Source organism: Rhizosphaericola mali (assembly GCF_004337365.2).
GTDB lineage: Bacteria > Bacteroidota > Bacteroidia > Chitinophagales > Chitinophagaceae > Rhizosphaericola > Rhizosphaericola mali.
The window spans coordinates 1,597,736-1,622,048 of record NZ_CP044016.1; the positions used below are offsets into that span (position 1 = coordinate 1,597,736).

A 24,313-nucleotide genomic window follows, 5' to 3' on the forward strand; every position below is an offset into this window, starting at 1 on the left:
ATAAGCTTTACTCGTTTGATTTAAGGCAAGTAATTTATATAATAAAAACAATATTAATATTTATTAAAATGTTAATGATCGTTATTATTGGCATTTCTAATAATAATAATAATAATAACAAAAAAGGCAATCATATTTAGATGATTGCCTATATAGTATTTGAAACACGTATTTTACGCCAACGCCACTTTAACGATGTCTGCTAATGGTGTTGTTGGATGTCCTAAAATACCAGAAAGTACTTTTCCATCGTCGAACAAATCTCCTTTGGAAGCACTTACGTCCCAACCTGCAATCGCTTTAGAAAGACCTTCAGGTAAGCCAACAGAAACTAGGATTTCCGCATATTTTTCTTCTAGTAGATTCGTGTATGGGATTTCTTTTCCGGTTTGTTTGGATATTTCTGCCGCTAATTCGCTTAGTGTAAATGATGTGTCACCTGCCAATTCGAATGTTTTACCTTCGTTGCCTTCCGTTGTCAATACGATAGCTGCGGCTTCTGCATAGTCCGCTCTTGCTGCTGATGCGATTTTTCCGTCTCCTGCACTACCGATGAAAGCGCCATTTTTTACAGCCACTGGAGCTGAATTTGTATAGTTTTCCGTGTACCAACCGTTACGCAAAATCGTATAATCAAGGCCGCTTTCTTTCAATGCAATTTCTGTTGCAAGATGTTCTGGAGCCAAACTCAATGTCGACGTATCTGCACGTAATAAACTTGTGTATACAATCCATTTCACTCCTGCTTTTTTTGCGGATTTGATCACGTTTTTGTGTTGTAATTCTCTTTGTCCGATTTCGTTTCCGGAGATTAATAACAATGTGTCAATACCTTTTAACATTTCTACTTGCGTGTCAACTTTTGCATAGTCAAATGCTTTTGCGTCAATACCCAAAGCACTAGCTTTTTCGGGTGTACGTACAAGTGCGACTAAGTTTTCTGTACTTGTTTTTTCTTTTAATTTTGCTACAACTAGGTGACCTAATTGTCCTGTTGCGCCTGTAATTCCGATTTTCATAATTTTAAATTTTTATAGTTTTAAAATGCAATTTGTAATCAATATTGTTACAATTATGGATAAAAAAATGATTAGTTAAATTCGTGTACAAAATCTGCTAGTGTTTTATTTTTCAAAAGACCCAATACCAAATCATCCGTTTCTGAATAAAGACTTTCTAATTTATCATTGATACTGTTGCCAATACTACACATCGGATTGGTATTAGTATTTTTCTTTCCCAAAACATTGGAATTTTTGACCAATAAATAAATATCTCCCAAATTGATTTTTTCGCTATTGACACACAATGTACTGCCGCCTTCTTTCCCTTTGCGGCTTTCTACCCAACCTTTTGCGTGCAACAAAACCAATTCTTTGCGTACTATAACTGGATTAATATTAATACTGCTCGCAATCCAGTCAGAATTGAGCCACTGATTGGCGTTGTCTGCCAATAATGTCAAAATATGTATAACCGTTGCAAATCTTGTATTGTTCATGTTGATGCAAAGGTAATGGATAATTTTTAATTGTAACATAAATTATTACAATAAAATATATTAGGGTATTGTTACTTCTTGCAAACGTAACAGGAAGGACACATCGATTCTGTAATATTGGTAAGAAAATACGTAATATGTATAACAACCGTTTTTTCAAATTTTCCAACCTTTGCACTTTCAAAAATCAATAACGTATGAAAAAGAGAATATTAGGAAACAACGGATTGGATGTGTCCGCACTAGGATTGGGATGTATGGGAATGAGTTTTGGGTTGGGTGAACCAATGGATAAAAATGAGGCAATCAAATTAATACGTGCTGCGGTAGAAAAAGGAGTAACTTTCTTTGATACGGCAGAAGTGTACGGCCCTTTTACAAATGAAGAATTGGTGGGCGAAGCCTTAGCACCTTTCAAAAACCAAGTAAAGATTGCGACCAAATTTGGATTTGACGTGGGAGGTATTCAAGGCGGTTTGAATAGTCGTCCAGAACATATCAAAGCTGTTGCGGAAGCGTCTTTGAAACGTTTGAAAATAGAATCCATTGATTTGTTTTACCAACATCGCGTGGACAATGATGTGCCTATTGAAGAGGTCGCTGGCGCGGTAAAAGATTTGATTCAAGAAGGTAAAGTCAAAAATTTTGGAATGTCTGAAGCGAGTGCAAAAACAATCCGAAAAGCACACGCAGTACAACCTGTAGCGGCTTTGCAAAGTGAATATTCTTTGTTTTGGCGCGAACCAGAAAAAGAAATCATTCCTACTTTAGAAGAATTGGGAATTGGTTTTGTGCCTTTTAGTCCATTAGGAAAAGGATTTTTGACTGGGAAAATTGACGAAAAAACGGCGTTTGATAAATCGGATTTTAGAAATATAGTTCCTCGTTTTTCGGAAGAAAATCGCAAAGCAAATTTGGCATTAGTTGAACTATTAAAATCTGTCGCTGTTGAAAAAAATGCAACACCTGCACAGATTGCATTGGCTTGGCTATTGGCGCAAAAACCATTTATAGTTCCAATTCCTGGTACGACTAAGTTGCACCGTTTGGAAGAAAATCTTGGCGCTGTCAATGTGGAATTAAGTGTAGAAGATTTGGAAACAATTAATGCTGCGGCAAATAAACTAAATTTGCAAGGTGAACGCTATCCTGAAAATTTGCAAAAACTAGTAGGCAGATAATATAGTTGTGAAACGATCTTTTTTTTATTTTATACTAATAAATATTTATGGAAACTTTTGAAGTAAAAGCATATGGCACCGAAGCTATAGACGCGGATTTGAAACCACTCAATATCAAACGTAGAATCATACAAGCAGACGATATCGAGATTGATATTTTGTATTGCGGCGTTTGTCACTCTGACTTGCACACTGCGCGAAACGATTGGGGCGGCTCCAAATATCCAGTTGTTCCTGGTCACGAAATCGTGGGTCGTGTCACTAAAGTCGGTAAAGATGTTACCAAGTTAAAAGTTGGTGATCTTGCTGGCGTTGGTTGTATAGTAGACTCTTGTCAACATTGTAGTAGCTGCGCGGAGGATTTAGAACAATATTGTTTGAATGGATTTACCGGAACGTATAATGCTCCTGACAAAATCCTTGGTGGTTATACCTTTGGTGGCTATTCCGAAAAAGTAGTTGTGAATGAACATCACGTTTTGCGTATTCCCGAAACTTTGGATTTAAAAGCGGTCGCTCCACTATTGTGTGCGGGTATTACGACTTGGTCTCCATTAAGACATTGGAATGTGAAAGAAGGAAGCAAAGTTGCCGTTGTTGGACTGGGCGGTTTGGGACATATGGCGATCAAACTAGCAAAAGGTTTGGGTGCAGATGTGACTTTGTTTTCTCGTTCTACCAACAAAATTGACGATGCAAAAGCCTTGGGCTGCGATCACGTCGTTATCTCCACGGATGACAACGAAATGAAAGCCGTTGCCGGACAGTTTGACGTTATCATCGACACCGTTCCTTATGTGCACGATATCAATCCTTATGTCGCTACTTTAATTATTAGTGGCACGATAGTTTTGGTAGGTTATTTAGGGCCATTGGATCCAATGTTGAATACAGTTCCGATGATTTTGGGTAGAAAAAGTGTTGCGGGTTCTGTGATTGGCGGTATCGCTGAAACACAAGAAATGCTTGACTTCTGTGGCGAACACAATATCGTTGCGGATGTCGAAATGATTGATATGCAATACATCAACGACGCCTACGAAAGAATGTTGAAAAGCGATGTTAAATACCGCTTTGTCATTGATATGGCGAGTTTGAAGAACTAGTATTTTCGATAATTTACAAGCCATATTTTGATCTTTTGATCAGAATATGGCTTTTTTTATTATTTGAAAAATGTATTGAAAGCAAAACACAATTTCACATGCGACAAGGAGATCAAACTAGATTGTACAAAGAATCTTAGAAAAATACTAGATATACAAGAACGTCGTGCATCTCTGTGAATCGTTTTATATTTGCGATTGTCAACGCGATCAAAACTGTATATTTTGGATATGATGCACATTGTGGAGACTAAGTTGGTATGATTTAGGCTGGCAAAAATGCCATTTTCAGAAGACGTTATGCTATAGAATCCGAACAATTTATCAAACTTTTAGCGCAAGATGAAACGATTTAAGAAGCGGATACTTAGCTATTGACGATTCCAAACCACATTATAATTATTTATAATTATCTTTCTTATTGAAAATCTTGCTTAAAATAATAAACCGATTTAGAAAGCATAAGAAATATAGTAGATTTAGTTATTGTATATGGATGTAAAAACAAAATATCGATTTGTGAAACCTACGATTGAAATAGATCGTTATGTCTTTGGCTTTTCCCAATTGGACCACATTGCCGATTTAGATGGAAGCGTAATTATTCCAAATGGGATGATTGATATGATGTTTTGCAAAACACTCAACGGTAAATTTATGGTTGGATTAATCGGTTTGGAAACCCAACCCAAACTAATACCAGTACAATCTATAGAGCGTTTTTTCTGTGTGAGTTTTAAGCCATTAGGGTTAGATTATATTTTAAAAAAATCGATAGCAGATCTTGTAAATGGCGGTATGCATTTACCTATGGATTTTTGGAATATTAACGAGGATAATTTAGCAGACTTTAATTCATTTTGCCATCAAATAACAGAAAAAATAAAAGCATTGATTCCTCAAAAATTGGACGAAAGGAAAGTGGAATTGTTCAACTATATATATAAAAATAAGGGAGAAGTTAGTATCCACGAATTATCTGAAAAAATATTCTGGAGTGAACGACAAATTAATCGATACTTCAAACAATTGTTAGGTATTTCACTAAAATCCTATTGTAATATTTTACGTTTTCAAGCGTCTTTGAAACACATTAAAGATGGCGAATTATATCCTCAACTCAACTATACAGACCAATCACATTTCATCAAAGAGATAAAAAAACTTTCGGGAGTTTCACCGAAAGTTTTATTCAAAAACCCAGACCATAGATTTCTGCAGTTTTTAGTATTTGATAAGGACTAAAACCCGATTGATTTCAACCATTTATTTACTTCAGACTTTACTTCAATTACCTTGTCTCCTTTCATTACAAATAAAATACCGTCTCTTTCTATTCCACCTTTTGTCGAATATTCTTTTAAGATGTTGGACTTTGGAGCTAACGTTTTTATGGTTTGAATAGTTGAACCCAAACCGTAACCAGCATTAGTATTGAACGGAACGATTGTTTTTCCGCCGAAATCATATTGAGATAGAAAACTTTTCATTGGCGGCGGTAATTGCATTCCCCAAGTTGGAAATCCCAAGAAAATAACATCGTATTTTTCAATACTATCAATTTCTGTTTTTAATGTGGGAAGTGTGTTATTTTCATTTTCCTGTTGCACTTGTGCCACGATTTTTTGATAATTTTCTGGATATGGATTCTGTAATTCCAATGCAACCAAATCACCTCCAACGTTTTTATGGATCAATTCTGCGACTACTTTTGTATTATTCGTTCTAGATAGATAAACGATTAGTATTTTTCTATTATGTAAACTATCATTTTTGTTCAAATTTGGTTGCTCCGCGTGGGAGCAACTTGAAAAAATCATCATTCTAAAAAATGAGATTACAGAAACTAGATATTTCATATAGTTGAGTTTAATCCGGTTTACTTATTCCCAAATTTTCATTAATATGTTCGTTAGGATTTTGAACGAGACTTGCTACAAAAGCTGCTATACTCTTTCTCGAAATAGCGGAACCTGTTTCTGGTGTTCCTTTTTGAGTAATTGCATAGTCTACTTCATCTGCATTTGTAAACCATTCTGGACGTAGGATTGTGTATTGCAAACCTGATTTTTCAAAATTATCCGAAAGTGCACGATAAGGTTTCAAAATCGCTTTAACGGGCTCATCAAAAATACCAATCGAACTAATAGCGATCACTCTTGAAACATCATTTTCCTTCATCGCCCGAATAATATTTTTGGATAATGTATCCAAATCACCAGCAAGATTGACATAAATAATATCTTGTCCTTTGACAGCATCTGAAAGTTTCTGATAATCCATCACATCTGCGTCTACAACTGTACAATGAGAAGTGTCGTTGGAGATTCGATTACGACTTCTCGCCAGTAAGGTAAGATGTACATCAGAAAGGTGTCCCAAAGTATCAATTACATATTTGGCAAGACTTCCACTTGCGCCAATTATAAGTACATTTTTCATTTTTTCTATTAATTTTTCTTGAGATTTAACCTCTGTAAAATGAAATAGGCTAACTATAATTATAATAAAACAAATGCTTCTATGTAAGATATTTTTCATAGTCGCATATTATCTTACTAGACCAGCAAACCATTCTACTCTATCCGCATCACGATGATCAAAAAAGCTACTTTCATTTAGGTTAATTCCTTTGATCTGATTCATCTCATCTTCTGTCAATTCAAAATCAAAAACATCAAAATTTTGCTTAATTCGAGATGGCGTAATCGACTTTGGAATCACGACAATATCTCTTTGTATCATCCAACGCAAAGTCACTTGTGCTACAGATTTACCATATTTTTTACCAATACTAGAAAGCTCTTCATTTTCAAAAAAGTTATGTTTGCCTTCCGCAAATGGCGCCCAACTCTCTTGCTGCACACCGTATTTTTGCATCACTTTTTGATCTTCATCTCTTTGATTAAATGGATGCGTTTCTATCTGATTAACTGCAGGTGCAATTTCATTAAACGAAATCAAATCTACCAAACGATCCGGATAAAAATTACTAACGCCAATCGCTCTTATTTTACCTGCTTTATTCAATTCTTCTAGTGCGCGCCACGAACCGTAAACGTCGTTAAAAGGCTGATGCAACAAGTATAAATCCAAATAGTCAAGTTGTAATTTTTCCATTGATAATGCAAACGCTTTTTGCGCTTTTTCATAACCATAATCTGTAATCCACAATTTGGTTGTGATGAATAGTTCGTTACGATAAATACCACTTTCTTTAATGGCATCACCAACGGCTTTTTCATTTTGATAAGCTTGTGCCGTGTCAATACTTCTATAACCCGCTTCCAAAGCGGCTAAAACACTTTGTTTACATTCGTCATAGTTTGGAATTTGATAAACACCATATCCTAAAATGGGCATTTCTACACCATTATTTAATTTTACATTTTTCATACTATAAATTATTTATTAAAATTTATATCGTTTTTTTATTAATTTAAAGTCGCCATATCAATCACAAAACGATAATGCACATCGCCTTTTTCTAGTCGTTCAAAAGCGGTATTTACGTAGTCAATATTGATAATTTCACTATCGGCAACGATATTGTGTTCAAAACAGAAATCCAACATTTCTTGCGTTTCCCTAATACCTCCAATATTGGAACCGGAAAAACTTTTTCTACCACCAACAACGTTGAAGGCTCCTATTTCCAATGCTTCTGGAGGCAGACCAACCAACACAACAGCACCGTCTGGTTTCAATAGATTAAGGTAAGTATTCACATCGTGTTTGGCAGAGACTGTATCTAAAATAAAATGTTGGGTACGAACATATTTGGCCATTTGTTCCGCATCTGTAGAAAGGACGGCGTCATCTGCACCTAATCTTTTTGCATCTTCCACTTTCGACGCAGAAGTTGTGAAAACAGTTACGTGTGCGCCCATCGCTTTGGCAATTTTAATCGCAACGTGACCTAAACCACCAATACCCAAAATACCTACATTTTTACCTGGACCTGCATTCCAATGTTTTAATGGAGAATATACTGTAATTCCTGCACAAAGCAATGGCGCGGCTGACGCTAAATCTTCAAATGCGGGCATATGCAAAACATATTTTTCATCGCAAACATAAGTTTTGGAAAAACCGCCAAATGTATGACCACCAGAAATTTTGTCTTGACTATTGAATGAAAAAGTTACACCTTCATCACAAAATTGTTCTTCTCCTTCTGCGCAATATTCGCAATGTTGACAACTTTCAACTATGCAACCAACTGCTGCCATGTCTCCCACTTTGAAGTTTGTCACATGTGCGCCAACTGCAGTTACACGACCTACAATCTCATGACCTGGAACAATCGGCCACATAGTATGTCCAAAATCATTGTGAATTTGATGTAAATCTGAATGGCAAATACCACAATACAAGATTTCAAATTCCACGTCGTGCGCCTGCACCTCTCTACGATTGATCGTTATTTCGTGTAGAGGTTCTGTGGTTGAACCTGAGCCGTAGGCTTTAATTTCTTTAGTATTCATTTGTTTAGATTTAAAATAAATTTGATAATGCAAATTTCAATTAAGTCTATAAGAAATTTGTTATACATATTACGGATAAAATTACCAATATTACGTATTAGCAAAACCTTAAGAAAACGATGAGTTTCATAAATTATCTATTCTTTTTTACAAATGATTAATTTGGAAACAGAGGTATAAAACCCGAATTTTGAGTTAATTTACACATCGAAATAGAATAATATTTATACAAATGAAAAAAATAGGTTTTCTGTCGTTTGGACATTGGGAAGAACATCCTAGTTACCAAACAAAAACGGCTAGCGATGTCTTATTACAGTCGATTGATCTAGCGGTAGCAGCGGAAGAAATTGGTGTAGACGGCGCATATTACAGGGTGCATCATTTTGCCAAACAACTGGCTTCGCCATTCCCCTTATTGGCCGCTGTTGGAGCGAAAACAAGCAAAATTGAAATCGGAACTGGCGTAATCGATATGCGTTATGAAAATCCGTTGTATATGGTAGAAGATGCAGGTGCCGCAGATTTGATTTCTGGCGGTCGCTTGCAATTGGGCATCAGCCGTGGCGCACCCGAACAAGTGATGGATGGTTGGAAATATTTTGGATACGAACCAAACGACGGTGAAACAGATTCGGATATGGGGCGACGTAAAGGTTTGGAATTTTTCAAAGCATTGGACGGTGTCGGTTTTGGGAAACCAAATCCGAATCCTATGTTTCCGAATCCACCAGGTTTATTGCGACTAGAGCCATATGCTGCAGGTTTGAAAGAACGTATTTGGTGGGGTGCAGGATCAAATGCGACAGCAATATGGGCGGCCGAACAAGGAATGAATTTGCAAAGTTCTACACTCAAAGACAACGAAAGTAACAAGCCTTTTCACGCGCAACAAGCCGATCAAATTAGATTGTACAAAGAAGCTTGGAAAAATGCTGGACATACAAGAACGCCGCGCGTCTCGGTCAGTCGTTCCATATTTGCGATTGTTAACGATCAAGACCGTATGTATTTTGGACACGAAGCACGTCGTGGAGATCAAGTTGGTATGATTGAAGCGGGCAAAAGTGCTATTTTCGGAAGAAGTTATGCTGCAGAACCCGAACAATTGATTAAAGATTTAGCACAAGATGAAGCGATTCAAGAAGCGGATACTTTGCTATTGACTATTCCAAATACTTTAGGCGTAAAATATAACGTACACGTATTGGAATCGATTTTAAAATATGTAGCACCAGAACTAGGTTGGAGATAATTTATAGTTATAGTTTAACGTGAAAAGCCTCCAGATTGTGGAGGCTTTTTTATTGACAAGACATATTTAACTATAGTTTGGAAACTGCAACTTCTTTTGTGATTGCTTTTCCTAAACCTCCAAACTCATTCAGATCGCCAAAAACTTCTATTCTAATCGACTTATTAATACCACCTACTTTCACAGCATCAAAACCGCTGTCTGTAATTAAGTTTTCAATATCGTCATCAACGCTTTGGTCATCCGAAGCATAAAATAATACGTTTCTTTCTGGTGTTGCAAATGCCGCAGAACCCAATGTCTCCGCACCTAGTGTTCCAAAAGCTTTCACAAATTTTGCATTAGAAGGAACCAACGTTGCAATGATTTCTCCGGAACTTTCATTTTCGCTAATAATTTTTTTGAATCCACCTTTTTCATCTGGCACAATAGGATTTGACGGATCGATTATGATTTTTCCATCAAGTTCGGATGCGTGTTTTTTTAGCAACTCTTGTTCTACATCAAACCAAACAGAAAGAATTAGAATATCGGCTTCTTTAATGGCAGATTCTGTATCTGTTGCTGTTGCCAAAGATCCCAAAGTTTTCGCATAGTTATGCGCATCTTCCAGCTTCCTACTTGCGACGATTACAGGATGATTCCCTTTAACTAAATTCTTAGCTACTGCTTTTCCAATACTTCCTAAGCCTATAACAGCTACTTTTTTAATACTTGACATAATAAACATATAATTCGTTAAATATTTAATTTCTTATACAAATATCCATTAAATAAGCAATGCAATAAAATGAACTAGTTCAAGAAATAGGAACGATTTATTTAAAATGTATGATGTGATCGATGGTTTATCTATCAACTCAGAAATTCTAATCTCTCAACAAAATTTTCACTGTTGCTTCTTTTGTTTTCAAGGCAATCATGGGTGCTAAATAAGGACTACTAGCGTATTTTGATTTATAAGCTGCATCTATTTTAGTGTTTAGATGAGCATCAATGACAGATTCAAACACAACTTCAAAAGTATTTCCAGCCGCATATATTCTTCCTGCTTTTTGTTGCATTGCAGATTGATACCAACGCCCCTTTTTCCCATTATATGCGCGCACATATAGATTGCCATCGACAACGACCGACCAGATCCAAGTTGGTGTCCCATACGTAACACCATCTGAGCGAAAAGGTGCGATTTTCAAATCGTCTGCTTTATTTATTTTTTCTAGTTCTTCTGTTTCAAATTGATGATTCATATTATTTTAATTTGGTAAATATTTCCATCATTTTATTTGGATCTAATGCTTTCATATCTATTAATTTTAACGATTTTATCATCTTTAAAGTGGAAGTTTTATAGTTTTGAAAATGTGCCGTTTTAAGATGAGATTCGTATGCATTTATATTGGCATAGATTTCTACTATTTGAATTTGATTTGGCTTATCAACTGATGCTATTGGGAAAATGGAAATAACTCCTTTTTCTTTCACTAATGACAATGCCGCATTCTCATTCATAATCTGTAAATATTCTTTCAAATATTCCGGCAAAATATCCAGTTCTGCAATGCGAACTATCATATCTGTATCAATAACCGGAACTTCTGAGACTCCAATAATTTTGCGAATTGTATTGGCTTGTGTTTTATTGATCGTTGTTTGAATTATATCTGCAGCTTCTGCCAATTGATCATCTGTAATTCCCGTATTTTTCCCAATTCCAATATGTGCTTTCAGCTGACCTTCGACACCTGTGATCGATGCCAATGCAGAAATCGTAACTAACTCTCTTTGCTGATAAGTTAAAACATCTACGGCGAAAATATCGGCAAATAAATGTTCTTTCAAAAATGCATCTATTCGTGGCGCAAACTCTCCGAAACCTGGCGCCGGCTTGCTTTGTGGCGTTTTCGTAATCTCCTCTAAAACTTTTATCCCTTGTTCGTATTTGTTAGGAACGTTATTTTCAACTATAATTTCCTTACCTACAATATCGGAAATTCCTTTCGCTTTTCTTTCATCCAAAACCGTTTTGAAAGTATTCAAAGAATTTAAACTTCTTGGAAATCCGCAATAGGCGTATAATTGTGTCAAAGCCTCTTTAATCTCGTTGATAGTCAGTCCCGCATCCATACCTTCGTTTAACTTTACTTTCAAATCATCTAAATTTCCAGTAGCTGTTAAAGAGGAGATTTTTACCAAACTCTGTTGTGCTGAACTGAGTGTATTATTTTGTGCATTCATTGTTTGTACTATTAATAAAAATAAAATCAGTAAAAAATGAGATCTCCATTTTGCTGTTTTCATTCTGATTATTTTGATTCGTTTGCCTTTTTATAGTCCTCATCTGTAACAGGCTCAAACCAATTATTCTCATTGGTTTTCGGATTGCAGGCAATTGCTAAATGTGAAAACCAACTATTGGCGGTTGCTCCGTGCCAATGCACTACATTTGGGGCAATCTCTACTACATCACCAACTTTCAAATGACGAGCTGGTTTTCCTTTTTCCTGATATAAACCTTCACCACCGACTACAATTAAGATCTGTCCGCCTGTATGACTATGCCAATTGTTGCGGCAACCAGGTTCGAATGTTACGTTAGACATCGGAACGTTCAAATCCTTGTTAGTTGTGATCGTTGCCAACCAAGATTTTCCGGTAAAATATTTAGCATAAGCCGTATTTTCCTCACCTGTAGGGAAAGCACTCAATTGTAAAACTTCGTTTTTCATTTTATTTTGACTTTTTACAGTATTGCAAAACATTACTAAAGTGAGCAATAGTATGCCAGCAATACTTGATTTAAAATTTAGTTTCATTATCATTTTTGATAGGACAAAGTTAGAGCGACTAATATTCTCGATTATTACATTAATAACGCCAATAATGTCAAATATGACATATATTAGTAGAAACTTTCACGGATGGATAAAATCGAATTACTAAGAATTTTATATTTGGAAATAAAGAAGGAAAATGATTTTCCTAATAACTTTCAACGGATTTACCATACGCACTTATATTGCCATAACGGTTCGATAAAGTTTTTGTTTAATGACCAAAAAATGGAATGCAAATCTGGGCAATTTTTATTTTGGTTTGCCGAAAGCAGGTTGTCAGGCTTGCAATTTTCTAAAAATTTTAAAGCAACTGTATTACTAGTCGAAAAAAAATTTTTAATGGATAATATTCCTGATCAAAGCTGGAGTATCAATGCGCAACTGCATTCAAGAGTTTATCCTGTAAAACCCAATATTTCAATATTAGACAAACAAAGAATTTTGACCAATTTTAGTCGAATAAATGAACGTTTTTTGGATAAAGAACATAGATTTTATGAAGAAGCATTGAAATTACAAATGCAAATTTTCATCCTTGATATGTGGAATACTTTTGCTAAAGAATATGAAAATAGAAAACATAGTTTGCAAACTGGAACGCTGTACGAGCGGTTTATACAGTTATTGCAGGAATATTGTTTACAAAACCGGGAAGTTAAATTTTACAGTAGTCGACTAAATATCACACCAAAATATTTGAATCATTTATGCAAAATTCATTCTGGTATTACTGCTTCGGAATGGATTCAGCGGCATGCAAAAGAACACATTATCGTTTTACTTCAAAATAAAAACCTTAACATTTCTGAAATTTCTGATAAGATGGAATTTAGTAGCCGTTCCTTTTTCACGCGTTATGTCAAAAAACTTTTAGGTGTCACGCCCAACGAATATCGCGTGCGTTTGCAATAAAAAACGTCTGATTTTTACAATTTTAAAATTGTTGCTCGTACTAGTTTTGCATCTATAAATAAAAAAATATGTTATTAGACAATAAAAAAGTTGCGATTGTGGGTGGCGGACCCGCAGGATTGACTTTGGCTAGATTGCTACAACAATCTGGTGTATACGTAAATGTTTACGAACGAGACTTGGACAAAAATGCGAGAGTACAAGGTGCACCGTTGGATTTGCACGACGAGTCGGGATTGGCAGCTTTACGAAAAGCCAATTTGCTGGAGAAATTCAAGGAAAACTATATGGTTGGTGCGGATCGTGAGAAAATTATGAATCCAAATGGAAACGTTTTTTTCAGTGATCACGAGAAAAATTTGACGGAGGATTTTGGAAAAGAACATTTTCGTCCGGAGATTGATCGTGGCGTTTTGCGAAGAATTTTGTTGGATGCTTTAGAAACCGAAACCGTAGTTTGGAACAGTCATTTTTTGTCGATGGAAAAGCAAGGCGCAGGTTGGCTATTGCATTTTAAAAATGCAGATACGCAATATGCGGATTTGGTGATTGCTGCGGATGGCGCCAATTCAAAAATTCGACCTTACGTTACAGACATCAAAGCGATCTATAGCGGCATTACGATGCTAGAAGGCAATATTGCAGACGCCAAAAATAATGCGCCCAATATATATGAAATGTTGAATGGCGGTAAAATTATGGCGTTTGGAAATGGTCAAAATATTTTGATGGGACAAAAGGGAAAAGGCGAAATTGGTTATTATATTAGTTTTAAAACGGACGAAAATTGGCACAAAACGATTGGTATTGATTTTACGGACAAAACACAAGTTTCTAATTGGTTCCAAAAGGCTTATGCAACTTGGAATCCGATGTGGTATGAACTATTTGAAAACGTGTTGCTACCATTTATCCCGCGTCCGATTTACTATATGCCATTTGACCAAACTTGGTCGTCGCAATCAAACGTTACTATGATAGGCGATGCGGCGCACGTGATGTCTCCATTTGCTGGAGAAGGCGTCAATATGGCAATGTTGGATGCATTAGAATTAAGAGAATGTTTACTTTCTGAAACGCATTCCAGTTTAAAGCAGGCGATTGAAAATTTTGAAAATAAAATGCGACCAAGAGCAGCAACTATCGCTAAAAAATCTTTGGATAATGGCGAATTGATGCATTCTGAAAATGCATTGGAATCAATGATTGATTTCTTTTCGGAAGTGAAATAAAAAACTTTTATTTTGAAATTATAGTTACCTTCACACTCGAAACAATAAAGCAAATAATAAAAAAATGTAGGATTTAATTTCTTTCAACATCATTTATAGAAAAGGAAAAAGAGATTGTCTTTTATCCATTGTTTATCTATTAAAGAAAGAAATTATGCTTTATTTACAGAATGTTTCTTACACATTTCCCAATAAACATTTATTATTTAGCGGACTCAATTTGTCCATTAAAAAAGGCGAAAAAATTGCATTGGTTGGCAATAATGGAGTTGGTAAATCCACTTTATTACAATTAATTACCAGACAAATAATTCCGTCTGAAGGTCAGATATTCTGCAATGCCAAACTATATACCGTACCGCAACATTTTGGGCAACTCAATGATTTATCCATAGAAGATGCGTTGCAGATTTCGTCCAAACTAAAAGCTTTGCACGCTATTTTGGATGGCGATGCATCTGTGGAAAACTACGACGCATTGGCGGATGATTGGGATATTGAGCATCGTGTTTTGGAAGCTTTACAGGATTGGCATTTACCTGAATTGGATCTAACCAAAAAGCTTTCTAGCTTGAGTGGCGGACAAAAAACAAAATTGTTTTTGGCGGGCATTAAAATCCATCAACCGGATTTGGTGATAATGGACGAGCCGAGTAATCATTTGGACTCTACATCGCGGGAACAATTGTACCAATATATTTCCCACACCAACCAAACATTGATAGTTGTAAGTCATGACCGAACATTGCTCAATTTACTACTCAAAATTTGTGAACTAACACCAACTGGCATCAAATTGTACGGTGGAAACTATCAATTTTTCAAAGAACAAAAAGCATTGGAATTGACCGCATTGTCGGAAGATGTTTTGGAAAAAGAAAAAGCTATTCGCAAAGCTAAAGACAAGGAACGCGAGACTTCAGAACGCCAACAAAAACTAGATGCACGCGGCAAAGGAAAGCAAGCAAAATCAGGCGTAGCGAGGATTATGATGAATACGCTTCGTAATAGTGCTGAAAATAGTACGGCAAAATTGAAAGATACACACGCACAAAAAATTGGTGGTTTGCAATCTGAATTGAAAGATTTACGTGCGGGAATTCCAGCTTTGGATCAGATGAAATTTCAGTTTGATTATTCCAATTTACATAAAGGAAAAACATTAGTTAGAGCCTTAAATATCAACTATAGTTTTGGAACAAAAAAACTGTGGAGCAACCCATTAAATTTTGAAATATTAAGTGGTGAACGTATTGCCATCACTGGAAACAACGGCAGTGGTAAGACAACTTTGATTCAATTGATATTGGGAAAATTACAAGCTTGCGAAGGTGAGATTTTTCGATTTTACAATGCAATAATTTATATAGATCAGGATTATTCCGTTTTGCAAAATCAACTCTCCGTTTTCCAACAAGCGGAAAGTTTTAATTCTGGTCATTTAGAAGGACATGAAATCAAAATTCGTCTCAATAGATTTTTATTTCACAAAGATGATTGGGACAAAACTTGTGCGCAATTGAGTGGTGGCGAGCGTATGCGTTTGCTATTGTGTTGCTTGACGATACAACGAAATGCACCGGACATTATCATTTTGGATGAACCAACAAACAATCTCGATATTCAAAATGTGGACATACTGACTGCCGCCATCAAAGATTATCAAGGAACTTTAATAGTCATTTCGCACGACGAAGTGTTTAAAAAAGAAATTGGCATTCATCGAAATATTCAATTATGAGCCGTACAGACAAGCAAATTAGAGCTTTTTAGACAAATAAAAAGATGATTTTCTTCTCAATTTTGTCTTATCAAAAAATGATTAATTATGCAAAAAGTATGGTTTATAACAGGGAGTTCAAGAGGTCTAGGACGCAATATAACAGAAGCGGTTTTAGCAAACGGAGACATCGTAGTAGCTACAGCGAGAAATATAGTCGCATTAAATGATTTGACTATAAAATATCCCAATCAAGTATTGGCTTTAAATTTAGACGTTGCAGACAAATCGCAGATAAAATCTGCAGTGGAAACGACCATTGATAAATTTGGAAGAATCGATGTTTTGGTGAATAATGCAGGATTTGGAATTACGGGTGCTGCCGAGGCGTTTACAGAGGACCAAGTGGAAAGTCAGTTAATGGTTAACTTGATTGCGCCCATCGCTATTACGCGTGCAGTTTTGCCTTATATGCGCAAACAACGTAATGGATTTATTATGCAAATTAGTTCGGTTGGCGGCCGCATTGGCAATGCAGGATTGAGTTTGTATTCCGCTGCCAAATTTGGATTGACTGGTTTCTCTGAATGTTTGCAAAAAGAAGTTGGAGATTTGGGTATAAAAGTAACATCGATTGAGCCCGGAGGATTTCGCACAGATTGGGCAGGAAGTTCTATGAGTTTTGCGCCAGTTGTAGAAGGCTATGAAAATTCTGTCGAAGCGACGAAAGCATTTCTCACTTCTGGTAAATATGTGCCACTTGGAGATCCCGAAAAAGCGGCAAAAGTGATTGTCGATTTAGCCGACCATCCAACGCCTCCAATGCACTTGATATTGGGAAGCGAAGGTGCGGCAATCATCCAAAAGACAAACGAAGCTAGAACTTTAGAATATGAAAAATGGCTAGATGTAACAAAATCTACGGACGTAATTGGTGAAATTAATTTCCTAGAAACAGAAGAAGGCAAACTATTCTTAAAACAAAAAGGGCTAGAAATGTAATATTACGCACCATAAAACGAATCCGTTTTAATGAAAATGGGTTCGTTTTTGTTTATATTTGAAAGTATTATTATGGAAAATTTAAACGAAATAAAATCGGGCATTACCTATTCTTGCTATCATCAAGTTAGCAGAGAAGGTGAGCATTTTGTGCCGTTTCACACGTTGAGTTTCCAAATTGCAGGTTCCTTGAAATTATTTGACGGAAGAAAAGAATATGTATCCCAAATCAACAGATTTCGGTTTATCAAAAGAAATCAGTTGGTAAAATTCATCAAAACACCGCCAGCGCAAGGTCAATTTGAATCCATTAGTATTTATTTCGATCAAGAATCACTCAAAAAGTATAGTTTGGATTTTGGAATTACGGCGGACACGCATGCAGACAAACAGTCTATTTTTTCCATTGCTAAAAATGAAGCGCTCGAAAACTATATTCAGACGCTATTGCTTTATAAAAATACAGGCGATTTGGAAAACAAAAATCTTGTAAAACTCAAAATACAAGAAGGTTTGATGTTATTGCTAAAAACCGAACCCGTATTAAAAAATATCTTGTTTGACTTTTCGGAACCTTTTAAAATAGATCTGGAAGCTTTTATGAATCAGAACTATACTTTTAATGTACATGTGGAAAAATTCGCCTATTTAACAGGTCGTAGTTTGGCTACATTCAAAAGAGATTTTGAAAAAATATTTAATAGTTCGCCCCGTAAATGGCTACAACAAAAGCGACTCGAACAAGCTCATTATCTAATTTCCCAAAAAGGAAAAACCGTCTCTGATATTTACCTTGATTTAGGATTCGAAGATATTGCACATTTTTCTCATGCATTCAAAAAAGAATTTGGAGTAGCGCCAAGTTTAGTAAATAAATAGCCATTATAAAAAGATAAAGCCAAACGTTCAAGTTTGGCTTTATCTTTTTATAAATGATCAAATTCCGTCAAAGATTTTCGCATCCAATCTGGAATCTCGATCGTGGTGCGTGTTTGTGTATCAAACATGATCTGAGCAGTTGTTCCAGTCGCGTGAACGACTGTTTCACCTTTCTTTTCGGAAGTGATTACGTATTCCAATACAAAACTTTTAGTACCGAGTTTAGTTGTCCGTATCCAAACTTTCGGGTTGGAATCCAATAAACGCAATTCTTTTTTATAGTCCACATTTACGTTTCCGATGAGAAACATATCTTTTTGCCAATTCCAATTTGGACAAGCGTTGACCATAAAATAGCCACGCGCCACTTCGAAATAAGTTACATAAATAGCATTATTTACGTGTCCCAGAGCGTCCAAATCGTTCCATCGAATCTGAATAGGCAAACTAAAATTAAATCCTTCCATATTGTTATTTTATCGTTAGAAATAGATTTTCAAATAAATATAAAAACCAAGTTACTTCAACTTAACTATATAGCGACCCGTTAATTTTCCCTGACTGATTTTGGCAATACTGTCAGGCAACTCATCCAAACTAATTTCCGTTACAGTATCTTCCAAATTATCTGGACGCCAGTCACTTGCAAAATGTTTCCATATTGGTTCACGTTTTTTGATCGGGTAATTTACAGTGTCAATTCCCATCAAGTTAATGCCTTTTAGAATAAATGGAAAAACCGTAATTGGAATATCACCACCAGCAACCATACCACAATTGGTCACCGTGCCACCATAATCAGTCATTTTTATTAAATTAGCCAAAATTTCACCGCCAACGGTATCAACAGCACCTGCGAATCTTGGTTTCAATATAGCTTTGGGTGATTTTACGTTTAATTCATCTCTATCCAAAATCTCCGAAGCGCCAATAGATTTCAAATATTCACTAGCGGAAGCTTTACCGCTCACGGCTGCCACTTTGTAGCCCAATTTATGTAAAATACCAACCGCCAATGATCCCACGCCACCAGATGCGCCACTCACGGCGATAACACCATCTTCGGGTGTTACATCATTATGAATCAATGCCGCCACACTTTGTCCCGCCGCGAGACCAGCAGTGCCGTACATCATGCTTTCTTTCATGGTCAAACCTTCGGGTAATTTTACCAACCAATCGGCAGGAACGCTTGCCAATTCTGAAAAACCTCCGTCTGTATTCATCCCAAAATCGAAACCGGTAACGATTACTTCATCACCGGGTTTCCAAGCTTCGGTTTGGGAAGAAACGACGACGCCAACCGCATCAATTCCGGGCGTATGTGGAAATTCCGTGGTCACGCCATAAGTTCCCAATGCGGACAATGCATCTTTGTAATTCAAAGAAGAATAATGGACTTCGATCAATACCTCCGAAGGTTTCAAAGCACTGATATCCCTTGTTACAATAGCGTTTGAGACAGTTCCATCTGCCGATTTTTCTGTCAATAGACAGCGATATGTTTTGTTCATATTGCGCAAATTATTTTTACAAATATAGCAACCTATTAACTAGTAGGTAGTATCTTTGCATAAATATTTTTTAAAATGACCAAAAGAGAAGAGATTTTGCAAACCGCCGATCAATTAATGATGGAGAAGGGTTATAATGCGTTTAGCTTTTATGATATTGCTGAGAAAGTCGGCATCAAAACGGCTTCGATTCATTATCATTTTCCAGCTAAAAAAGATTTGGGTATTGCTATTATCAACCTTCATAAAACGGATTTGGTCAAGGTATTTGAAAGATACGCTGAGCGTTCTCCGATAGACAAATTGGAATTGTTTTTTAAAATTTACACACGAGTTAAAGAAAATCATCACGTCTGCATTATGGGATCCTTGGCGTCCGATGTCAATACGATTTCGGATGACATGCGCGATACGTTGCAGGATTTTTGCCAGTTTTTTTTGGATTGGTTGTCAGATTCCTTGGAAGAAGGTCGAGCGAAAGGTCTTTTCCAATTTAAAGGAACTTCACGTATCAAGGCGATGATGATTTATACCAATATGATGGGCATTGTGCAAATGAATCGTCTAACAGACACCAATGATCTAGAAATGATGAAAGATCAAATCAGAAATGATTTAAAAGTAGTTATCGCTTAAAAGAACGATATAATGCATCCATAATTACTATTTTTTTAACCCATTAATCGTATTGCTCTTTAAAATAGAAATCCAAGGCTATAACTTAAATTATAATTTTCTCTTTTGTTTATAAGACTTTGTATTGACAATTCCAACAACTTGAACTTTTGAACAAACAAATCTGGACTTTTCAACAAATAACGAGATATTTTCTGAGACTAACTTTGCAGTATAAAATTTAATCAAAATGGCAAAGACAGTTTTAATAACAGGTGCTTCAGCTGGAATAGGTAAAGCAACCGCAATTTTTTTGGCGCAAAATGGCTACAAAGTTTATGGCGCCGCGCGCAGAACCGATAAAATGGAAGAGTTGAAAACATTGGGCATCCGACCGATTGCTTTAGATGTTACCAATGAGGAAAGTATGGTGGCTTGTGTGGAACAGATTTTCAAGGAAGTTGGCAGTATCGATATTTTGGTGAATAATGCAGGCTTTGGCTCGGAAGGTGCTATCGAAGATATTCCAATGCAAGATGCAAAATACCAAATGGAGGTCAACGTATTTGGTGCCATGCGTTTAACGCAATTGGTTTTACCCAAAATGCGTCAAAATAAATTTGGGAAAATTGTAAATATTTCTTCCGTTGGTGGAAAAATCGCTCTGCCTTTGGGCGGTTGGTACCACGCAAGCAAGTTTGCCATTGAGGCGTTAAGCGACGCTCTGCGGATGGAAGTGAAACAATTTGGGATAGATGTCATCGTGATTGAACCCGGTGGTGTAAAGTCTGAATGGGGCAATATTGCAATGGACAGTTTGATCCGTATTTCAGGCAATTCGGCCTATAAAGACATGGTGAAAGGCGCAGAAAAAAGCTATAAAAAAACAGAAAAGAACAACTCAGAACCAATTGTCATTGCGCAACTAATTAAAAAAGGAATTGAGGCAAGCAAACCCAAAACACGCTATTCCGGTGGTTTTATGGCAAAACCACTATTGTTTTTGCGCAGTATCTTGTCAGACAAAATATTAGAGCGACTCATTATGAGCCAAACAAAATAGCCAACTAAGTTGATCATAAATCAGTAAATTTAGCGACTATAAAAGATCGTATGGAAAATATCATCCAACTTCAGCAGAACATAATATATTCTTGTAGCGATGAGAAGATAAAAAGTACAGAGCATTATTTCCCGGAACATGCACTAGGAATAATGCTGTCTGGAGAATCGCAATATTTCACCAACGATGGCACTTTTGTGATGGAAGAAGGCGCAATTTGCCTTATGCGCAGAAATCAATTGTTCAAAAAAATGAAAACTCTGGGTTCCAATGGCGAACCAATTGCGTTGATAAGTCTATTTTTTGACCAAAATATTTTGCATGAATATGCCACAGAAAATAATATTGCCACACAAAATGCGTATAAAGGAGCGCCGATGATCAACCTATCTGGCAATGTTTTTTTGAAAGCATTTTTTGACTCTTTATTGCCTTACATCGACGATCCGAAGAAACTTACCGCCAAGATTGCGAGGCTTAAAAGTATGGAAGCCATCGAGTTGTTACTCCAGGCAGATGACTTCATTTTGAATTTTTTGTTTGACTTTCAAGAGCCTTATAAGATTGACATTGAAGCTTATATGAATCTTCATTTCCAATATAATATTCCCATTGCTTCATTTGCAAAATTCACAGGTCGTAGTCTTTCTAGTTTCAAAAGAGACTTTACTAAAATATTTGAAACAACACCCGAAAAATGGTTACAGCAAAAACGTTTGGAGCAGGCTTATTTTCTCATTTCCAAGAAAAAACAACGTCCATCAGATGTGTATTTAGAAGTAGGTTTCGAAAATCTTTCTCACTTTTCTATCTCTTTTAAAAAGAAGTATGGTGTCAATCCTTCGGAACTATAATTTTTACAACAAATCGATACTATATCTTTTGGGTTTTTGACCGATATGTTTTTCAAATACTTTGGTAAAATGGCTTAGGTTTTCAAAGCCCAATTGATATCCGACTTCTGAGACTGATAGTTTTTCTTCTCTTAGTAGTCGTGCTGCTTCTTTCATGCGTAAATGCTGGTAAAAATCATAAATTCCCATTCCGAATATTTGTGTGAAGAGTTCTCGCATTTTTAATTCATTCATTCCCGCTATTTGTTTGAGTTCAGCAATGGGCGTAGGTTTGTCCAACGACGATTCTATCTTGTTTTTCACTTTATAAATGGCATCAATATCATGTTCGCTCAGTGCTTTATGGACCAAATAGGAACGGTTGTTCAAACTTTTAAATAAATAAAAAAGCAATTGCAATGCTTTTAATTTGTAATGAAATGCGTTAAGCTCTTTCGAAGGTTCACTTTTCAAAATATCATTTACTGTCCTCAAAATATCATCTGTCATAATTTCCTCAATGAGAAAATTATGGTATTTATCAAATAAAAATTGAAATTTTTGTGCGTCCAATCCTAAAAAACTTTTCAAATAAGTAGCACTTACCGCAATAGAAACAATTTCTTTATAAGTGCCTTTTTTGAAAAAACTCATCTGCGAAGCAGTAGCTGGATATATGCTTACACGCGGCGTTAGTCCGGCAACTTTACATTTTTTTCTGTCAATATTTTCGATCGTGTTGAGAAAGAAAAAACAGATACAATCCTCAATAGCTTTGGGTGCGAAAGTCTTTCTTGTAAAGTTTTTTTTCACCACGTATGTCGTTGCAAACATCGACAGCTCAGGTAAAAAATCAAAAAACTGTTGCTGTTTTATGTCGATATATTTTAGAATAGTTTTGTCAACATCATACCCTATTTTATGAATAAATGTACTCAAACTATTCTCATCCGTTTTCTTATTCATAATTTTTACGACTATTTTTATTAGTTATTTGATTATTTTATTCGTAAAGATACTTAGAACTTTGCATTATTAAATAGTCGTATCAATGAAAAAGCAAGTATTAATATCAGGAGCAAGCGTTGCGGGGTTGAGTTTGGCATATTGGTTAAACAAATTTGACTTTGAGGTTACCGTCGTGGAGATTTCCAAGAGTTTGCGCAGAGGTGGCTCTCCGATAGACGTGAGAGGTGAGGCTTTAAACGTAGCCAAAGAAATGGGAATATTGGAAAAAATAAAGGCAAAAGAGTTTATACATCAAGATGAAATAGTCAACGCACACAATGAAACTATAGTATCATTTTCTTTGAATGACCAGCCCGAATATCGTGGTGATATTGAAATTCATCGAGATGATTTGGTAGATATTTTATTTGAAAATATTCCCAAAGATCAAGTTCATTTTCTGTTTGGAAACAGAATCGGAACCTTGGTACAATCTGACACAAATGTAGATGTGACCTTAAAAAATGGAGAAACGTTGTCGTTTGATTTTGTATTTGGAGCTGATGGAACACATTCTGCTGTCAGAAAATTGGCGTTTGGAAAAGAAGAAAACTATAGTCAATTTTTTAATGAATATTTTGCAATCATAGAAGCGCCAGATGTAAAACCAAATCATCCCAATGGTGGTGCAATGTATAACGAGCCAGGCAAAATGGTCGGATTATATCCATTCAAAAATGGCGTCAATGCATTTCTCGTATTCAGTTCGCCAAAATTAGATTGGGACTATAAAAATCAAGCACAACAGAAACAAATTATCAAAGAGCATTTTCAGAATGGGAAATGGCGTATTCCAGAAATATTAAATGCGCTGGACAAAGTGGAGCATATTTATTTCGATGAAGTTTGCCAGATTCATATGTCTTCTTGGACAACAGGACGTGTCGCGCTTCTTGGTGATGCGGCGCATGCCGCTAGTTTTCACACCGGAATGGGTACTAGTTTGGCGATGCAAGGTGCTACTTTATTAGCTCAAAAATTACACGAAATTGAAGATTATCAACAAGCATTTACAGCTTATAACGAAAGTTTCAGACCGTTTGTAGAAAGTATACAGGCTAAAATTACACGAGGTATGAAATATTTAGTTCCACAAACGGAAGAAGATATCCAAGAAGCGTATAAAAGATTTAAATAAATATATTACCGTAATGAATTTTAAATAATT

At 36.0% G+C, this 24,313-nt stretch carries 26 protein-coding genes; 13 read left to right on the plus strand and 13 right to left on the minus strand.

Annotated elements, in window-relative coordinates; genetic code table 11:
• Nucleotides 1–173: 173 nt before the first annotated feature.
• Together E0W69_RS06955 and E0W69_RS06960 are read right to left on the minus strand one after the other, a co-directional pair.
• Entirely contained in the window at nucleotides 174–1,019 is an 846-nt protein-coding gene (locus E0W69_RS06955) for an SDR family oxidoreductase (protein WP_131329295.1), read from the minus strand.
• 71 nt (nucleotides 1,020–1,090) lie between these two features.
• Complete coding sequence (locus tag E0W69_RS06960) at nucleotides 1,091–1,501, minus strand: Rrf2 family transcriptional regulator (RefSeq protein WP_131329296.1); 411 nt, start codon at nucleotides 1,499–1,501, stop codon at nucleotides 1,091–1,093.
• A gap of 197 nt (nucleotides 1,502–1,698) precedes the next feature.
• On the opposite strand from E0W69_RS06960, the gene E0W69_RS06965 reads away from it, so the two are divergent.
• The 3 genes from E0W69_RS06965 (at nucleotide 1,699) to E0W69_RS06975 (ending at nucleotide 5,033) form a co-directional block, all read left to right on the plus strand.
• Entirely contained in the window at nucleotides 1,699–2,682 is a 984-nt protein-coding gene (locus tag E0W69_RS06965; protein ID WP_131329297.1) for an aldo/keto reductase, read from the plus strand.
• A gap of 47 nt (nucleotides 2,683–2,729) precedes the next feature.
• Nucleotides 2,730–3,788 (plus strand): NAD(P)-dependent alcohol dehydrogenase, encoded by a 1,059-nt coding sequence (locus tag E0W69_RS06970; protein ID WP_131329298.1) that lies wholly within the window; start codon nucleotides 2,730–2,732, stop codon nucleotides 3,786–3,788.
• A 519-nt stretch (nucleotides 3,789–4,307) separates the two neighbouring features.
• Nucleotides 4,308–5,033, plus strand: coding sequence for a helix-turn-helix domain-containing protein (locus tag E0W69_RS06975; RefSeq protein WP_225321431.1), 726 nt, complete (start codon nucleotides 4,308–4,310; stop codon nucleotides 5,031–5,033).
• Here E0W69_RS06975 and E0W69_RS06980 read toward each other — a convergent pair.
• From E0W69_RS06980 to E0W69_RS06995, 4 genes are all read right to left on the minus strand, one after another.
• Nucleotides 5,030–5,647, minus strand: a complete 618-nt coding sequence (locus tag E0W69_RS06980) for a flavodoxin (RefSeq protein ID WP_131329300.1) — start codon at nucleotides 5,645–5,647, stop codon at nucleotides 5,030–5,032. The genes E0W69_RS06975 and E0W69_RS06980 overlap by 4 nt on opposite strands.
• A 10-nt stretch (nucleotides 5,648–5,657) precedes the next feature.
• Entirely contained in the window at nucleotides 5,658–6,230 is a 573-nt protein-coding gene (locus E0W69_RS06985; protein WP_131329301.1) for an NAD(P)H-binding protein, read from the minus strand.
• A gap of 108 nt (nucleotides 6,231–6,338) precedes the next feature.
• Complete coding sequence (locus tag E0W69_RS06990) at nucleotides 6,339–7,184, minus strand: aldo/keto reductase (RefSeq protein WP_131329302.1); 846 nt, start codon at nucleotides 7,182–7,184, stop codon at nucleotides 6,339–6,341.
• Between the two features lie 38 nt (nucleotides 7,185–7,222).
• Nucleotides 7,223–8,275, minus strand: coding sequence for an NAD(P)-dependent alcohol dehydrogenase (locus E0W69_RS06995; RefSeq protein WP_131329303.1), 1,053 nt, complete (start codon nucleotides 8,273–8,275; stop codon nucleotides 7,223–7,225).
• A 232-nt stretch (nucleotides 8,276–8,507) separates the two neighbouring features.
• On the opposite strand from E0W69_RS06995, the gene E0W69_RS07000 reads away from it, so the two are divergent.
• Entirely contained in the window at nucleotides 8,508–9,530 is a 1,023-nt protein-coding gene (locus E0W69_RS07000) for an LLM class flavin-dependent oxidoreductase (protein WP_131329304.1), read from the plus strand.
• 70 nt (nucleotides 9,531–9,600) lie between these two features.
• On the opposite strand, the gene E0W69_RS07005 is transcribed toward E0W69_RS07000, so the two are convergent.
• The 4 genes from E0W69_RS07005 to E0W69_RS07020 all read right to left on the minus strand — a co-directional run bounded on the left by E0W69_RS07005 (nucleotide 9,601) and on the right by E0W69_RS07020 (nucleotide 12,259).
• The gene (locus E0W69_RS07005; protein ID WP_131329305.1) at nucleotides 9,601–10,251 is read right to left on the minus strand and encodes an NADPH-dependent F420 reductase; all 651 of its coding nucleotides are present in this window, start codon (nucleotides 10,249–10,251) and stop codon (nucleotides 9,601–9,603) included.
• Nucleotides 10,252–10,399: 148 nt separating this feature from the next.
• Nucleotides 10,400–10,780, minus strand: a complete 381-nt coding sequence (locus E0W69_RS07010) for a DUF2255 family protein (RefSeq protein ID WP_131329306.1) — start codon at nucleotides 10,778–10,780, stop codon at nucleotides 10,400–10,402.
• Between the two features lies 1 nt (nucleotide 10,781).
• Nucleotides 10,782–11,831, minus strand: coding sequence for a carboxymuconolactone decarboxylase family protein (locus E0W69_RS07015; RefSeq protein WP_131329307.1), 1,050 nt, complete (start codon nucleotides 11,829–11,831; stop codon nucleotides 10,782–10,784).
• A gap of 5 nt (nucleotides 11,832–11,836) precedes the next feature.
• Nucleotides 11,837–12,259, minus strand: coding sequence for a cupin domain-containing protein (locus tag E0W69_RS07020; RefSeq protein WP_225321432.1), 423 nt, complete (start codon nucleotides 12,257–12,259; stop codon nucleotides 11,837–11,839).
• A 333-nt stretch (nucleotides 12,260–12,592) separates the two neighbouring features.
• Here E0W69_RS07020 and E0W69_RS07025 point away from each other — a divergent pair, with 333 nt between their 5' ends.
• From E0W69_RS07025 to E0W69_RS07045, 5 genes are all read left to right on the plus strand, one after another.
• Complete coding sequence (locus E0W69_RS07025; RefSeq protein ID WP_225321433.1) at nucleotides 12,593–13,279, plus strand: helix-turn-helix domain-containing protein; 687 nt, start codon at nucleotides 12,593–12,595, stop codon at nucleotides 13,277–13,279.
• Between the two features lie 68 nt (nucleotides 13,280–13,347).
• A complete protein-coding gene (locus E0W69_RS07030) occupies nucleotides 13,348–14,511 on the plus strand; it encodes an FAD-dependent oxidoreductase (RefSeq protein WP_131329310.1) in 1,164 nt (387 codons plus the stop codon).
• A 154-nt stretch (nucleotides 14,512–14,665) separates the two neighbouring features.
• Nucleotides 14,666–16,252, plus strand: a complete 1,587-nt coding sequence (abc-f, locus tag E0W69_RS07035; protein ID WP_131329311.1) for a ribosomal protection-like ABC-F family protein — start codon at nucleotides 14,666–14,668, stop codon at nucleotides 16,250–16,252.
• Between the two features lie 87 nt (nucleotides 16,253–16,339).
• Nucleotides 16,340–17,233: an SDR family NAD(P)-dependent oxidoreductase gene (locus E0W69_RS07040; RefSeq protein WP_131329312.1), complete on the plus strand. Its 894-nt coding sequence runs from the start codon at nucleotides 16,340–16,342 to the stop codon at nucleotides 17,231–17,233.
• 72 nt (nucleotides 17,234–17,305) lie between these two features.
• A complete protein-coding gene (locus E0W69_RS07045; protein ID WP_131329313.1) occupies nucleotides 17,306–18,112 on the plus strand; it encodes a helix-turn-helix domain-containing protein in 807 nt (268 codons plus the stop codon).
• A gap of 47 nt (nucleotides 18,113–18,159) precedes the next feature.
• On the opposite strand, the gene E0W69_RS07050 is transcribed toward E0W69_RS07045, so the two are convergent.
• Both E0W69_RS07050 and E0W69_RS07055 read right to left on the minus strand, forming a co-directional pair.
• A complete protein-coding gene (locus E0W69_RS07050) occupies nucleotides 18,160–18,579 on the minus strand; it encodes an acyl-CoA thioesterase (protein ID WP_131329314.1) in 420 nt (139 codons plus the stop codon).
• 51 nt (nucleotides 18,580–18,630) lie between these two features.
• On the minus strand, nucleotides 18,631–19,626 hold the full coding sequence (locus tag E0W69_RS07055) for a YhdH/YhfP family quinone oxidoreductase (RefSeq protein WP_131329315.1): 996 nt from the start codon (nucleotides 19,624–19,626) through the stop codon (nucleotides 18,631–18,633).
• A 75-nt stretch (nucleotides 19,627–19,701) separates the two neighbouring features.
• Between E0W69_RS07055 and E0W69_RS07060 the strand changes: the two genes are divergently transcribed.
• The 3 genes from E0W69_RS07060 (at nucleotide 19,702) to E0W69_RS07070 (ending at nucleotide 22,158) form a co-directional block, all read left to right on the plus strand.
• On the plus strand, nucleotides 19,702–20,262 hold the full coding sequence (locus E0W69_RS07060; RefSeq protein WP_131329316.1) for a TetR/AcrR family transcriptional regulator: 561 nt from the start codon (nucleotides 19,702–19,704) through the stop codon (nucleotides 20,260–20,262).
• Nucleotides 20,263–20,491: 229 nt separating this feature from the next.
• Nucleotides 20,492–21,304 (plus strand): oxidoreductase, encoded by an 813-nt coding sequence (locus E0W69_RS07065; protein ID WP_131329317.1) that lies wholly within the window; start codon nucleotides 20,492–20,494, stop codon nucleotides 21,302–21,304.
• A gap of 50 nt (nucleotides 21,305–21,354) precedes the next feature.
• A complete protein-coding gene (locus E0W69_RS07070; RefSeq protein ID WP_131329318.1) occupies nucleotides 21,355–22,158 on the plus strand; it encodes a helix-turn-helix domain-containing protein in 804 nt (267 codons plus the stop codon).
• A 3-nt stretch (nucleotides 22,159–22,161) separates the two neighbouring features.
• On the opposite strand, the gene E0W69_RS07075 is transcribed toward E0W69_RS07070, so the two are convergent.
• Nucleotides 22,162–23,103 carry a helix-turn-helix domain-containing protein gene (locus E0W69_RS07075; protein ID WP_131329319.1) on the minus strand — a complete coding sequence of 314 codons (942 nt, stop codon included), beginning with the start codon at nucleotides 23,101–23,103 and terminating at the stop codon, nucleotides 22,162–22,164.
• Between the two features lie 85 nt (nucleotides 23,104–23,188).
• Here E0W69_RS07075 and E0W69_RS07080 point away from each other — a divergent pair, with 85 nt between their 5' ends.
• Nucleotides 23,189–24,283: an FAD-dependent monooxygenase gene (locus tag E0W69_RS07080; RefSeq protein WP_131329320.1), complete on the plus strand. Its 1,095-nt coding sequence runs from the start codon at nucleotides 23,189–23,191 to the stop codon at nucleotides 24,281–24,283.
• Nucleotides 24,284–24,313 lie beyond the last annotated feature (30 nt).

What these genes read in the sequence shown, in the direction of transcription:
- abc-f (WP_131329311.1), top strand. Translation starts at nt 14,666, where the DNA reads ATGCTTTATTTACAGAATGTTTCTTACACATTTCCCAATAAACATTTA.
- E0W69_RS06990 (WP_131329302.1), bottom strand. Translation starts at nt 7,184, where the DNA reads ATGAAAAATGTAAAATTAAATAATGGTGTAGAAATGCCCATTTTAGGA.
- E0W69_RS06980 (WP_131329300.1), bottom strand. Translation starts at nt 5,647, where the DNA reads ATGAAATATCTAGTTTCTGTAATCTCATTTTTTAGAATGATGATTTTT.
- E0W69_RS07015 (WP_131329307.1), bottom strand. Translation starts at nt 11,831, where the DNA reads ATGAAAACAGCAAAATGGAGATCTCATTTTTTACTGATTTTATTTTTA.
- E0W69_RS07000 (WP_131329304.1), top strand. Translation starts at nt 8,508, where the DNA reads ATGAAAAAAATAGGTTTTCTGTCGTTTGGACATTGGGAAGAACATCCT.
- E0W69_RS06995 (WP_131329303.1), bottom strand. Translation starts at nt 8,275, where the DNA reads ATGAATACTAAAGAAATTAAAGCCTACGGCTCAGGTTCAACCACAGAA.
- E0W69_RS07025 (WP_225321433.1), top strand. Translation starts at nt 12,593, where the DNA reads ATGGAATGCAAATCTGGGCAATTTTTATTTTGGTTTGCCGAAAGCAGG.
- E0W69_RS06965 (WP_131329297.1), top strand. Translation starts at nt 1,699, where the DNA reads ATGAAAAAGAGAATATTAGGAAACAACGGATTGGATGTGTCCGCACTA.
- E0W69_RS07020 (WP_225321432.1), bottom strand. Translation starts at nt 12,259, where the DNA reads ATGAAAAACGAAGTTTTACAATTGAGTGCTTTCCCTACAGGTGAGGAA.
- E0W69_RS07005 (WP_131329305.1), bottom strand. Translation starts at nt 10,251, where the DNA reads ATGTCAAGTATTAAAAAAGTAGCTGTTATAGGCTTAGGAAGTATTGGA.
- E0W69_RS07045 (WP_131329313.1), top strand. Translation starts at nt 17,306, where the DNA reads ATGGAAAATTTAAACGAAATAAAATCGGGCATTACCTATTCTTGCTAT.
- E0W69_RS07070 (WP_131329318.1), top strand. Translation starts at nt 21,355, where the DNA reads ATGGAAAATATCATCCAACTTCAGCAGAACATAATATATTCTTGTAGC.
- E0W69_RS07040 (WP_131329312.1), top strand. Translation starts at nt 16,340, where the DNA reads ATGCAAAAAGTATGGTTTATAACAGGGAGTTCAAGAGGTCTAGGACGC.
- E0W69_RS07050 (WP_131329314.1), bottom strand. Translation starts at nt 18,579, where the DNA reads ATGGAAGGATTTAATTTTAGTTTGCCTATTCAGATTCGATGGAACGAT.
- E0W69_RS06955 (WP_131329295.1), bottom strand. Translation starts at nt 1,019, where the DNA reads ATGAAAATCGGAATTACAGGCGCAACAGGACAATTAGGTCACCTAGTT.
- E0W69_RS06970 (WP_131329298.1), top strand. Translation starts at nt 2,730, where the DNA reads ATGGAAACTTTTGAAGTAAAAGCATATGGCACCGAAGCTATAGACGCG.
- E0W69_RS07055 (WP_131329315.1), bottom strand. Translation starts at nt 19,626, where the DNA reads ATGAACAAAACATATCGCTGTCTATTGACAGAAAAATCGGCAGATGGA.
- E0W69_RS06985 (WP_131329301.1), bottom strand. Translation starts at nt 6,230, where the DNA reads ATGAAAAATGTACTTATAATTGGCGCAAGTGGAAGTCTTGCCAAATAT.
- E0W69_RS07010 (WP_131329306.1), bottom strand. Translation starts at nt 10,780, where the DNA reads ATGAATCATCAATTTGAAACAGAAGAACTAGAAAAAATAAATAAAGCA.
- E0W69_RS07065 (WP_131329317.1), top strand. Translation starts at nt 20,492, where the DNA reads ATGGCAAAGACAGTTTTAATAACAGGTGCTTCAGCTGGAATAGGTAAA.
- E0W69_RS07080 (WP_131329320.1), top strand. Translation starts at nt 23,189, where the DNA reads ATGAAAAAGCAAGTATTAATATCAGGAGCAAGCGTTGCGGGGTTGAGT.
- E0W69_RS07060 (WP_131329316.1), top strand. Translation starts at nt 19,702, where the DNA reads ATGACCAAAAGAGAAGAGATTTTGCAAACCGCCGATCAATTAATGATG.
- E0W69_RS07030 (WP_131329310.1), top strand. Translation starts at nt 13,348, where the DNA reads ATGTTATTAGACAATAAAAAAGTTGCGATTGTGGGTGGCGGACCCGCA.
- E0W69_RS07075 (WP_131329319.1), bottom strand. Translation starts at nt 23,103, where the DNA reads ATGAATAAGAAAACGGATGAGAATAGTTTGAGTACATTTATTCATAAA.
- E0W69_RS06960 (WP_131329296.1), bottom strand. Translation starts at nt 1,501, where the DNA reads ATGAACAATACAAGATTTGCAACGGTTATACATATTTTGACATTATTG.